Source organism: Candidatus Melainabacteria bacterium RIFOXYA2_FULL_32_9, assembly GCA_001784615.1.
Taxonomy (GTDB): domain Bacteria; phylum Cyanobacteriota; class Vampirovibrionia; order Gastranaerophilales; family UBA9579; genus UBA9579.
On record MFRQ01000011.1, the window covers coordinates 1 to 11594 of the forward strand.

12 protein-coding genes, 1 tRNA gene and 1 pseudogene (1 of these 14 running past the window's edge) are annotated in these 11594 nt (G+C 30.7%); 8 read left to right on the forward strand and 6 right to left on the reverse strand.

Annotated features, from left to right (window positions below; genetic code table 11):
* The first annotated feature begins 73 nt into the window (after positions 1-73).
* Both A2255_08115 and A2255_08120 read left to right on the forward strand, forming a co-directional pair.
* Positions 74-1126, forward strand: a complete 1053-nt coding sequence (locus A2255_08115; GenBank protein OGI23326.1) for a flagellar motor switch protein FliM — start codon at positions 74-76, stop codon at positions 1124-1126.
* A gap of 36 nt (positions 1127-1162) precedes the next feature.
* Positions 1163-2305, forward strand: a complete 1143-nt coding sequence (locus A2255_08120) for a hypothetical protein (protein OGI23327.1) — start codon at positions 1163-1165, stop codon at positions 2303-2305.
* Positions 2306-2636: 331 nt separating this feature from the next.
* On the opposite strand, the gene A2255_08125 is transcribed toward A2255_08120, so the two are convergent.
* Positions 2637-3209, reverse strand: coding sequence for a hypothetical protein (locus tag A2255_08125; GenBank protein OGI23328.1), 573 nt, complete (start codon positions 3207-3209; stop codon positions 2637-2639).
* A gap of 361 nt (positions 3210-3570) precedes the next feature.
* Between A2255_08125 and A2255_08130 the strand changes: the two genes are divergently transcribed.
* Positions 3571-3643: transfer RNA gene (locus A2255_08130), tRNA-Met, on the forward strand.
* Positions 3644-3792: 149 nt separating this feature from the next.
* Here A2255_08130 and A2255_08135 read toward each other — a convergent pair.
* Together A2255_08135 and A2255_08140 are read right to left on the reverse strand one after the other, a co-directional pair.
* Complete coding sequence (locus A2255_08135; protein OGI23329.1) at positions 3793-4935, reverse strand: hypothetical protein; 1143 nt, start codon at positions 4933-4935, stop codon at positions 3793-3795.
* Positions 4874-5893 (reverse strand): hypothetical protein, encoded by a 1020-nt coding sequence (locus A2255_08140; protein OGI23330.1) that lies wholly within the window; start codon positions 5891-5893, stop codon positions 4874-4876. Before A2255_08140 ends, A2255_08135 begins: the two co-directional genes overlap by 62 nt.
* A gap of 673 nt (positions 5894-6566) precedes the next feature.
* Between A2255_08140 and A2255_08145 the strand changes: the two genes are divergently transcribed.
* Entirely contained in the window at positions 6567-7682 is a 1116-nt protein-coding gene (locus tag A2255_08145) for a hypothetical protein (protein ID OGI23331.1), read from the forward strand.
* 133 nt (positions 7683-7815) lie between these two features.
* Here A2255_08145 and A2255_08150 read toward each other — a convergent pair whose 3' ends face one another.
* The 3 genes from A2255_08150 to A2255_08160 all read right to left on the reverse strand — a co-directional run bounded on the left by A2255_08150 (position 7816) and on the right by A2255_08160 (position 9339).
* The gene (locus tag A2255_08150; GenBank protein ID OGI23332.1) at positions 7816-8124 is read right to left on the reverse strand and encodes a hypothetical protein; all 309 of its coding nucleotides are present in this window, start codon (positions 8122-8124) and stop codon (positions 7816-7818) included.
* A 588-nt stretch (positions 8125-8712) separates the two neighbouring features.
* The gene (locus A2255_08155) at positions 8713-8970 is read right to left on the reverse strand and encodes a 50S ribosomal protein L27 (protein ID OGI23333.1); all 258 of its coding nucleotides are present in this window, start codon (positions 8968-8970) and stop codon (positions 8713-8715) included.
* Between the two features lie 54 nt (positions 8971-9024).
* Positions 9025-9339: a 50S ribosomal protein L21 gene (locus A2255_08160; protein ID OGI23334.1), complete on the reverse strand. Its 315-nt coding sequence runs from the start codon at positions 9337-9339 to the stop codon at positions 9025-9027.
* Between the two features lie 250 nt (positions 9340-9589).
* Between A2255_08160 and A2255_08165 the strand changes: the two genes are divergently transcribed.
* The 4 genes and pseudogenes from A2255_08165 to A2255_08180 form a co-directional block, all read left to right on the forward strand.
* Entirely contained in the window at positions 9590-10198 is a 609-nt protein-coding gene (locus tag A2255_08165) for a hypothetical protein (GenBank protein ID OGI23335.1), read from the forward strand.
* 17 nt (positions 10199-10215) lie between these two features.
* Positions 10216-10683, forward strand: a complete 468-nt coding sequence (locus A2255_08170) for a hypothetical protein (protein OGI23336.1) — start codon at positions 10216-10218, stop codon at positions 10681-10683.
* 73 nt (positions 10684-10756) lie between these two features.
* A complete protein-coding gene (locus A2255_08175; protein ID OGI23337.1) occupies positions 10757-11080 on the forward strand; it encodes a hypothetical protein in 324 nt (107 codons plus the stop codon).
* 9 nt (positions 11081-11089) lie between these two features.
* A pseudogene (locus A2255_08180) lies at positions 11090-11594 on the forward strand (hypothetical protein); it runs 164 nt beyond the window's last position.

The following is an 11594-nucleotide window of genomic DNA, read 5'->3' on the forward strand; positions in this document are numbered from 1 at the left end:
CAATATTTGCCGGTGAAAGAGAAGTATTAAGAGTTAGTTTTGGTAACTTTATCATACAGTAGGAGAATTTTGGATGTCTGATCCGGATATTCTATCACAATCAGAAATAGATAATTTGTTGTCTTCTCTTGCTGTTGGCTTAGAAAATATAGAGGAGGTCAGAAGGCAAGATAATATTGTCTTGCAAGATACTGCTATAATAGAAGGCATGTCTTCTGATGAAGATAAGAAGGGATATAAACTTTATAACTTCAGGAGACCTGATAAATTTTCAAAAGATCATTTAAGGGCATTACATGATATTCATAAAGAATTTTCAAGACAATTAGCTCTTATTTTAACTGCTTATTTAAGGATGCATATTGATATAGACGTTGTATCAGTTGACCAGTTAACCTATGATGAATTTGCACGTTCAATGCCTAATCCTATAACAATAGGTATTCTTGAATTAAATCCATTACCCGGGCAAATTTTACTTGGAATGAGCCATGAAGTTACATCAAGTATTGTTGATAGAATGCTTGGCGGTACAGGAATAAGTGAAACAAAAGCAAGAGAACTAACTGATATTGAGGAAGCTTTATCAAGAAAAGTTTTGGATAAAATTACAAAAACACTTGAAGATTCCTGGAAAAGTATTCTTCCAGCCCAAGGTGCAGTTGTTGGAATAGATAGCAATTATACCTTAATACAAATAACAAGCCCTGGAGAAATTGTAGCTCTAGTTACTTTAGAAATTCAAATATCAGGAAGACATTCAGGGTTAATGAGTTTATGTTTTCCATATCCCGTTTTAGAGAGTGTACTTAGTCAGTTAAGTTCACAACATATCTTCCAGACAAAGGGTATGATTAGTACAGCTGAGGATAAACAGAAGATTCTCACCAGATTAGGCACCTCCAGTATGCAGGTTAATGTAATGTTAGGTAGTGCTGATATTACAGTCAAGGATTTGTTCGAATTAAAAATAGGCGATGTTTTAAAACTGGATAGTCTGGTAAAAGATAATCTGGTTCTTAAAGTTAACCAAATACCAAAGTTTTTAGCCAGGCCAGGCATTCATAACGGTAGAGTTGCTGTTAACGTCACAGATATAGTGGATGAAAATGACTACAATGAATAAAAATATAATAAGAAAAATAAATGAATTGGAGTAGCTATGAGCGAAAAATTATCTCAAGAAGACATAGATAATATGCTTACAGGAAATTCTAATAATGAAGGTTCTTCAGGTGAGGATTTGTCCGAAAGCACAGGAGATCTAAAATATTTAACTTCTAAAGAGGTAGATACCCTTGGAGAAATAGGCAATATTTCCATGGGATCAGCTGCTACTACTCTTTCTATGCTGTTAGGAAATAAAGTTGAAGTTACAACTCCAAAAGTAAAAGAGTATGAAAGTATAGAACAGATTTGTAACTCATTAAAAGATTTTGTATCTATAGAAATTGACTATACAACAGGACTTCAAGGATCTTCTGTTTTAATTTTAGAAGCTCAGGATACCGCAATTATAGCTGATTTAATGATGGGTGGAGATGGTAAAGTAAAAAACCCTGAAATTGGAGAATTGCAATTAAGTGCCGTTGGAGAAGCTATGAATCAGATGATGGGAACTTCTGCTACAGCATTATCTTCTATGTTTAATACAAGTATTGAAATTTCTGCTCCAACTGTAAAGCATCAAGAAGCAGAAGAAAAGCAAGAGCTGGAAACAGATGCTATTAAAGGTCCAATTATCGCTATATGTTTTGATTTAAAAGTTGGTGACTTGATTAACAGCGAAATGATACAGGTAATATCTTTGTCTGCCGCTAAAGATCAGGTTTCAAAATTAATGAATTTAATGAACACTATGATCGAGAATGTGGCTGCTACGATTAATTCTGGTAATTCTCAATCTGATTCCGGTCACAGTAAGTCATCATCTGTATCCGGTTCATCTTCAACCGGGTACGAAATAGGTCATTCAGAAAGGCCCGTTACTGTTCAACCAGTTCAGTTTGCCGCTTTTAATGAATTAACAAATAATTATGGTGATACCAGTAAAAACCTTGATTTACTCATGGATGTTAAGCTCAAATTAACTGTAGAACTTGGTAGAACAGAGTTTCCTATTAAAAAAGTTTTAGAACTAACCAGAGGTTCGATTATTGAACTTGATAAAGTTGCTGGAGAACCTGTTGAGCTTTATGCAAATGGTAAATTAATTGCAAAAGGTGAAGTTGTAGTTATTGAAGATAACTTTGGTCTCAGAATTACGAGTATTGTAAGCCCTGATAATAGAATAAAGAGTTTATAGTTAATTGTTGAATAATATCTTGTTGTAATGGCATAGTAGCTCGGTTGGTAGAGTACGTGACTCATATTCTTAAAATAGGCTATTTAGGAAAATAATATAACTAAAGTCCTGAACCTTCAGGGCTTTAAGTGTTTCTGTGTTTCCATAACCCGTACTTGCAGATAAGAATAAACCTAAAAAAGCAGTATGTTTTTTTCTTACAAAAATACATTAAGAGTGACAAAACAGGAACAAAAAATTGGAATAAACCGGAATTAATATGTAGGAAATAGCCCACAAAAATAAGCTATGCTTTTTGAAATAAAGCTTATTAATATTTGGTTTTATAACCTTAAATTTTCTCTTTCTGTATAAACAAGCTCTTATCTAGTTTAGAGAAAAATTCTTGGTAAAAAATCTCATTATCAATAGATTTTGATTTAATTCGATTTTCAGCAGTATCTCTTCTTTCAGCAAAATTTAGTCTGACTTTAATATGTTCATTAAAGTTGCTTATATTTGCTGTAGCACTTATTTTTAAATTGTCTGTATAACCTTTATGACTTGCAGAAGTAGCAGCTACACCTATTAAACCTGTTAAAGCAATGTCTGCAATTTTTTTTATTGCTGCATTTTTTGTTATTACTTCAACTTCTTTGGTTGCAGTAATAATGCCCAAATCTATATTAAAATTGTCTAAAATATAGCCATCATCTTGAAGTGCATTAATTATAGCCTTCATTACCATCTTTGTATCTTGGGTGTTGTAATTTCTCGTTTGATATTCACGGATTTGAAGTGGTGTTTTCTCAACTGGTTCAGCAAAAGCAGCTTTAAAACAGGTAATTGGATAAATAAACAACGAAGCTAAAAGATATAATCCCAATAAGCATCTCAATTCCTTTTTCATATATTTATTTCCCATTAAAATTTCCTACAATGATATGAAAATTAATCAATTACTGGAATATTTCTCTTTATTATTGCTGCACCTAAAATTATTAAGATTCCATGTTTATTACTATCTAACGCTATAATTTCTCTGGACATTTTTTCATAAACCCAAGTTGCATTCTTAGTTACTATATTTGGAGAATCTAAAGCTTCAATAACTGCATCTTGTGTCATGCCTGCACGAATTTCTCTCAGAATTGTTGCATATTCACTTCTTATAATTGATATTTTCTTTAAAAGATTAATATAAAAGATTAAGAAAGTAAAAAATTATGAACTATTCTTCAAGCTTGATATTTTTTTAGAATTGTTGAATAATATTTTGTTATAGTGGCATAGTAGCTCAGTTGGTAGAGCACGTGGCTCATACCCGCGCGGTCACTGGTTCGAGTCCAGTCTATGCCATTTTTGTTTTGTTCATTATTTGACAAATGGAATATTATTTAAAATTTTGGGTTAAAATTATTTTGACCCAACCTACCTTACTAAAATTCATTGTATGTTTGAAATTAGAAAGATAAAATCTCGGATTTGCCTTTTATATAATCTTGGCATTATTTATTCAATATAAATAGCCGAAACCAGTTATAAATGATAGCCGGATAAGATTTTAAATTGAATATTAGATTTACCAAGATAATATTTTCCCAAGTGCAAGAGCAACCATCTTGCTTTATTTTTCTTTTAATCTTCATTCCTTCTTTAGAGCATAAAAGCTTCTTTATATCGTAATTTACATCCCTTAAATTACCAAATTTTTGGTTAGACGTTTCGCAAGGATAAACATCGCCATTTTCATAAATAACTACTAATTTTTGGCCCGCTTGGCAAGGAATACTCTGTTTTCCTGTTAAATGATTTTTTATAACTATTTTATTGATTATGTTTTCAAGGGTTTCTTTTAATGCCATAGGTGATAAAGGTTTAATTGATTTATCTTTAATGGATTTATATTTACTATAAAAATTCTCATAACCATCTATATTAACATTTTTTTCTTCATTAATATGGGTGTTACCTCTAATAAAGCTTAATGAAGGTTTAATTCCTGTAATCTCGTTTTGTATATAATCAAATGTCTGGAGGAAAGTATCCTGTGTTGAATGACTGTACATTGTACTGGAAACTAAATACAGATTATTAAAAATCTTTTTAATTTTTTTTAATTCTTTTATGGTATCAGTTGCTTTATTAAATCCATCAGGTACGCCTCTAATTTGATCATGAAGTTTACCAATTCCGTCTATGGATATACAAATTACAACATTTAACCCTTTTAAGCTCTGTAAAATCTCTGATATTGTCTGACTGATTTTCTGAGTTAAAAAAGCATTTGTATGGATAGAAACATATTGTAATCCATTATTTTTATAGAATATCGAGATAATTTCTTTAAGATCTTCTCGTAAAAAAGGTTCTCCTCCGCTAATAGTTAATGCTTTAATATGACCAAAGCCTGAAGAAATTCTGTTTATTTCATCAAGAGATAATTCATTATTTTTCGTTGTATTAATTTGTCTATTAAAGTTATAACAATGTGAACAATTCGCATTACATCTTGATGTTGGATAGAATATAATCTGAAAAGGTAATTTATTAAATAAAAATTTAAATTCTTTCATATTGAAAATCACTTTATATTTTATAATCTTTTTTATGCAAAATATAATATATAAATATTGCTCTAAGTAGACCAAAAAGCCTTGGAATCATTATTATAAAATCACTTAGTCCACCTTTAATAGCAAAGAATAAGTCTTTTTCTTTATTTAAATACATTAAAAATCTATAAATATTTATTATATATGAGAATATAAGGATAGAAAGTACAATAATTGCTATTTTGAAATTAATAAGAAATACAGGAATATCAAACAATATCAGTAATATTAACAGTATACTTATTTTGTCCTGATTTGGGGCAGAATTTTTATGCAAGTTCATAAATTTTTTATTCTCTGCATTAAATGCAAGCATAGCAAAGTTTGTTGTTCTGAAAAATATCTTGTTCAAAGTTTTTAGAATACTTCCAAATTTATGTTCAACAAATATATCAGGATAATAAAAAATCTCATACTTTCTTAGTAACCTTAACCCAAGTTCATGTTCTTCACCACCTGCAAATTTATAGCCCGTATCAAAGTCTTCAAAAAAATCAAAAACTTCTCTTTTTATGGCCATACATCCTGTTTCAAGATTAGCTACGGATATTCTTCGCTTATCTTTAAATAAATCTAAAAAATTAAAATGGTATTTCAATAAAAAGAATTCGGATGAAAAAGTTGATACTGGTGAATTTTTATCCCATCTTCCCTGAATAATATAAGCATCTTTATCTTCTTCAAAATATTTTAAAAATTTTTCTAAAGTATTTTTCTTTAGTTTTACGTCTGCATCAAAGAAAAATAAAATTTCTCCTGTTGACATAGCTATACCAGTGTTTCTAGCATTTGCTACACCTGTTTTTTCTATTTTTACATATTTACAAGGAAAATTTTGAACAATTTTAGCTGTATTATCAGTGCTGCCATCATCAATAACCATAACTTCTTTAAGATTATTAATTTCACAATTATAAATAGTGGACAGGCAATCGCCTATGACTTTTTCTCCATTATATACAGGAATTATAATTGATATCTTGCATTTTTCCATATTATCATTCAGTTATTATTAATTATAAGTTTATTATATATCAAAATAATATGAGAAATAAAGTATTGTTCATATGGGGTAATATTTGTGAAAGTTTTCAATGTTTCAAGAGTAGAGGAAGCTTAGTATAAAGAAATTTTTAAAAAAGCAGGTTATAAAATCCTTCCCTATTTAAAAACTAATATTTCTTTAAAATTTTTTGACACTATTTCGACGCCTTTGCTGTAAATTTATCAAATTTTCTCAAGTTTGCAAAAGTACCTCAAAGGATTACTATGATTAAATTTTAGCAATACCTATCAAGCTCTATAAAACTACCCAAAACGCTCTCATATCCGCGCGGTCACTGGTTCGAATCCAGTCTATGCCATTTTTATTTTGTTCTGAATTGAGGACAGCGGAAAAAATCCGTTATGATTTTTGTAGGCTGCTTCTTATAACCAGTTATTAAACGAGTAATAAAGTTTATTATAAATCCTGCTAGGTTAGCAGGATTTTTTTTGTGGAAATTAGGGTAACTACTATAAAACTTATTTTTAGTTATAAAGTTAATTTTATATAGGTTTAAAATCTTCATGTTGATTTTATAAAAGATTTTTAAACTAAATGTTTGAGGACAATTTTATTTAAATCAACAATAATAAAAAGACCAAAACAAGGGGGAGAAGTAAATATGGAAGTTAAAAAACCAATTTTTAAAACTATTACAATTTCTTTGGCAGTATTATTTTTTGTAAATGTATCTCAAGCTACATTTGCTGATAGTTGGACAATGTATGGAGTTAATTCCTCGAGAACAAATTGTTATCAAAATGCTAAAATATTACCAAAAGGCCTATTAAAATGGAGTTTTGATGTTGGTGCAGAAGTAAACTCTTCTCCAGCTGTTGCTAATGGTAAAGTTTTCTTTGGCAGTGATAATGGTAAGATTTATGCAGTTGATGTTGAGACAGGAAAAGAAGCTTGGTCTATTAATACAGATAATATAGTTGATTCATCTCCAGTAATATCAAATGGAATAGTATATATTGGCAGTAGAGATTCAAAATTATATGCAATTGATGCAGAGACAGGTACAGTTAAATGGACATTTACAGCTGAAAACAGGATTTCATCTTCTCCTGTTATTTATGGTAATTATGTTTATTTTGGTAGCTGGGATAAAAATGTTTATGCAATAAACAAGTCAGATGGAACTCTTGCCTGGAAATATGCAACTCAGGATAGAATTATGTCATCTCCCGCAATAAACAACAACATTCTTTATATTGGCAGTCATGATAATTACTTATATGCTTTAAATACGCAGAATGGTAAGTTAAAATGGAAATTTCCAACAAAGAATTTTGTAGTATCTGCTCCTGCTGTTTCGGGAAATAATGTTTACTTTGGAAGTTGGGATAAATATGTTTATGCAGCTAACAAATTAACCGGTTCCCTTAAATGGCGTCGTGCTACAGGTGAAACTATAGGCAGATCGATAGCCGCAAAAAATAATTTAATATATACAGTAAGTGATGATAAGCATATATATTGTATCAATGCTAATTCTGGTGGAATTGTATGGAAAAAGAGTTTAGGTGGTCTTGTTGCAGGTTCAACACCTGTAATAGTTAATAATGTATTATATGTTGGTAGTGCTGATGGTAATATTTATGCATTTAGTGCCTCAACGGGTGCCAGAAAATGGGCTTTAAAAACGGGAAAACCAGTATTGAGTACCCCTGCAATTTCTGATGGAATATTATATGTAGGAAGTCAGGATGGAAAACTTTACGCGATAAAATAATTTCTCTTTTTTATATTCATTAAAAGAAATTAGAAACTGGAAATATTTATTCTGCACTTATGCTTACTACTTTATATAAGCAAGGTAATCTCATAAATATTTCCAGTTCTTTAAGTATGAAAATCAGGATAAGTTATATTCTACCGTCCCAGTATCCACCTTTGCGATCTACAATCGCATCATAACAAGACCAGACACGATATGGAGGAAGAAGCCCCAACACTGCATGTGTAAAAACTTTTTCACCTTTATTACTGTTTACAGCTTGTCCGATTCCTGGCCACACAACAAGTGATAATGCTCCTGCAATAACAGAACGACCCGAAATCTGGCCATTTTTAGGTGGGTCATAATTGTTTGCCAGGGCTGATGTTGGAACAGTCAAATATAAAAGCCCTGTTACTAATAAAGTAAGAAAAAATGCTTTTAATAACTTTTTCATAAAAAAGACAGGCCTCCTTTTTGTTTATATAAATTAAGGTTTTTAATTATTTTAGAGTCTTGTCCTGTCAAAATCAATAGATGATAATATTTCAAAAAATAATTCTAGTTTGATAAATTACAGTAGGATCATGCATTAAATCGTCAAAAGAATCATTATTATAGAGTTTATTGAACGATTGTGTCACCAAATTTTTTAAATTCGTCCTGATAAAAAGATTATTAATGAATGCATATATTATTGTCAGGACTCACCCTTCGGGTCTGGTAAAAAATCTGGCTATTTATGCCGCTAATAACTGAGCCTAAGAAATGGTTTTAAAGCTACAATTTTGCTAAAACTTACACTTTAATTAGTTTTTTATTATTCTATTGTGAAAAAGAATAAAAAGAGGAACTTAGGTGAAAGATTATTCCAGAGAAAAGTTGGTTAATTGGAATGGAAGCATAAGTTTTAGCAAAATCTCCGCAAGAAAAACATTTCAAGGCTCAGTAATTAGCTAGATGCTCGATCTCTTTTAGAAAAAATTATGAACAAAAAAAGAATCCTGATATTTATCAGGATTCTTTAATAATTATAGATTTTTTATTAAACGGCAGCGTAAACGCTAACGCATTTTCTATCTCTTCTATGGCTTTCAAATTGAACTTTGCCATCAATAAGAGCGAATAATGTATCATCTTTACCAATACCAACATTATTTCCTGGGTGGAATTTTGTACCACGCTGGCGAATGATGATATTTCCTGCACTTACAAACTCACCGCCAAATTTCTTAACACCAAGTCGTTGCGCTGCACTATCACGACCGTTTCGGGTTGAACCCATACCCTTCTTATGTGCCATAAAACTTTCACCACCTTAATAATTTTTTATTCTAACTTACTAAAATAACTTTTCTTATACTAATTCGATACTTTCGATCATAACTCTTGTATAGTTTTGTCTATGACCTTGTTTTTTGCGATATCCTTTTTTACATCTTTGTTTATAAACGATTATTTTTTTATCTTTGCCATGGTTTAATACTTTAGCTTTTACTGTAGCGCCTTCAACATAAGGCTGACCTACTTTTGTGTTTTCTCCATCAACGATCATTACGATTTTGTCAAACACAAGGGACTCATCTACATTGGTGTCTAAAAGTTCGACATCAATATATCTTCCCTCGGTTACTTCGTATTGTTTTCCACCTGTTTCAACTACTGCAAGCATTTGCCTATTCCTTATTCTCTGTTGCTTTTCTTATAACATGAACATACGCCATGGAAGCGCTTAAATAATATAACAATAAGGCATAATCATGTCAATTTCTTTATTGAGGAACAATGAGTTTTCTATATTTATTTTAATTCAAATATAATCAATCGACAAAAGATTATTTTTCTTTTAAACACTCGTCCTATTGGAAGCTTAGAAAATCTTTGATTATATTCATATATAAATAAAACCAGGGGGGAATAATATGGGTTATTTTTATAATTTTAACACTCATATTAAATTTATTTTTTCATTATTTATCTCATTATTGTTGTTTATTAACGTAACTTCAAAAGCTGAAGCTGTTACATATGATGAGTTTATTAAACTAAAAAAAGGTGAAGTTCTTTCTAAATCATTAAGTAAGGAATTAAAAGGGAACTTAAAAGGTGCAGAGGCTAAAATATTTATTCAAGCTCCACCTGAAAAGGTATGGCAAGTTGTTAATGATCAGGAAAGTTTACCTAAATATGTATCAAGATTTAAAAAAATTAAAATAATTGAAAACAAACCAAATTCTCAAAAAGTGCAAGTGGCAATAAAATTTTGTCCTATTTTGCCTATGTTTAACTACACAATTTTGTTTGACACTAGTGAAAAGTATAAAAGAGTTAAATTTAACAAGATTGAAGGAGCTTTTAAAAAACTATATGGGGCTTACGAACTAGAACCATATCAAAACGGAACTATACTGCATTACAAAATATATTTAGATCCAGGATTTTATATACCTGAATTTGTACGTACCAATGGGGTTAGTAAGGATCTTCCTGAGATTCTTGAATCAATAAGATCAAGAATTGAAAATAGTTAGTGAAGAGAGGAGGAAAAATGTCTCAAGAAGAAATCGGAATCAGAAAATGTAGTGAAGTAATGACACATAGCCCTGAATGTTGTGTCCCGGAAGATATTGTAAATGTTGCTGTTGATATTATGAAAGATATGAATTGTGGCAGTGTTCCTGTAGTTGACTCGCATGCAACAGGAAAATTAGTTGGGATAATTACTGATAGGGACATTTGTTTATACGCTGTAGGGAATGATCTTACTCCATCTAATGTCTCAGTTAGAGATTGTATGACTTCAAAACCTATCACATGTGGGCTTGATGACTCTGTAGAAGCAGCAATGAATTTAATGGAAGATAATCAAATAAGACGAATTATTATAGTTAATGATGATAATAGAGTTATGGGAATAATCGCTCAGGCAGATTTAGCAGTAAGAAGTGATGAAGAACCATTTAAGATTTACAAATTCTTAGAGGAAGTTTCAGAACCTGCTATGCCAACAAGATAAGGTGATATCATCACCCAACTTAAGTTAACGTTTAAAGATATAAGAGCACTGCTAATGATAATACGGAGGTAGAATGGGTACAATAAAAACCAGAAACGCAATTTTTTTATCAGCGGGTAGTTTGACCTTAGCTAGTATCATATTATCAAGATTTAACAAACGCTGGTTATGGTTAGGCGGTTTAACAGGAGCTGTTTTAATGCAAGCCGGCTTTAGCGGATTTAGCTTTATTGCTTACTTGCTTGAAAAAAAGGGTCTTACAAGACCTGATTATGGGTATTATGAAGAAGAAAGATTAAAAAATATTCATAAATTCAAGGTAATCAAAAAAATGAGAAAAATCAGAAGAGAAATTCAAAATCATATTAAAGAAGCTGAAACCGGTAAAGGAGCATAATTTTAAGAATTGGATATTTCTCCAAAAGAAGCCATAAAAATACAAAAAGAACTTGCTGATAAAATTATTGAGCAAAATATGTTTGGAAAAATAAGCCATATTGCAGGTGTTGATGTAAGTCAGCCTGCTTTTATGCAGCAGGGTTTTATTTATGCTGCTGTTTGTATATTATCTTTTCCTGAACTTGAAGTTATAGAACAAGTTTATCATTCTCAGGAAACATCTTTTCCTTATATTCCAGGTTTACTTGCTTTTAGAGAGGCTCCGGCTATAATTAATGCGCTTGATAAAGTAAAAATTAAGCCAGATATTATTTTGGTTGATGGGCATGGTATTAGTCATCCCAGAAAATTAGGTATAGCAAGTCATATTGGGGTTATGACAGGATATGTTACCATAGGTTGTGCTAAATCAATACTGGTAGGAAAGCCGGAAAAAGAGCTTCCTCTTGAAAAAGGCAGTTATGTTTCTTTAATTTATCATAATAAAGTTATTGGAAATGTGGTCAGGACAA

Excerpts from the sequence above, each read along its gene's own strand:
- A2255_08115 (OGI23326.1), top strand. The coding sequence starts at position 74 with ATGTCTGATCCGGATATTCTATCACAATCAGAAATAGATAATTTGTTG.
- A2255_08120 (OGI23327.1), top strand. The coding sequence starts at position 1,163 with ATGAGCGAAAAATTATCTCAAGAAGACATAGATAATATGCTTACAGGA.
- A2255_08125 (OGI23328.1), bottom strand. The coding sequence starts at position 3,209 with ATGGGAAATAAATATATGAAAAAGGAATTGAGATGCTTATTGGGATTA.
- A2255_08140 (OGI23330.1), bottom strand. The coding sequence starts at position 5,893 with ATGGAAAAATGCAAGATATCAATTATAATTCCTGTATATAATGGAGAA.
- A2255_08145 (OGI23331.1), top strand. The coding sequence starts at position 6,567 with ATGGAAGTTAAAAAACCAATTTTTAAAACTATTACAATTTCTTTGGCA.
- A2255_08150 (OGI23332.1), bottom strand. The coding sequence starts at position 8,124 with ATGAAAAAGTTATTAAAAGCATTTTTTCTTACTTTATTAGTAACAGGG.
- A2255_08155 (OGI23333.1), bottom strand. The coding sequence starts at position 8,970 with ATGGCACATAAGAAGGGTATGGGTTCAACCCGAAACGGTCGTGATAGT.
- A2255_08160 (OGI23334.1), bottom strand. The coding sequence starts at position 9,339 with ATGCTTGCAGTAGTTGAAACAGGTGGAAAACAATACGAAGTAACCGAG.
- A2255_08165 (OGI23335.1), top strand. The coding sequence starts at position 9,590 with ATGGGTTATTTTTATAATTTTAACACTCATATTAAATTTATTTTTTCA.
- A2255_08170 (OGI23336.1), top strand. The coding sequence starts at position 10,216 with ATGTCTCAAGAAGAAATCGGAATCAGAAAATGTAGTGAAGTAATGACA.
- A2255_08175 (OGI23337.1), top strand. The coding sequence starts at position 10,757 with ATGGGTACAATAAAAACCAGAAACGCAATTTTTTTATCAGCGGGTAGT.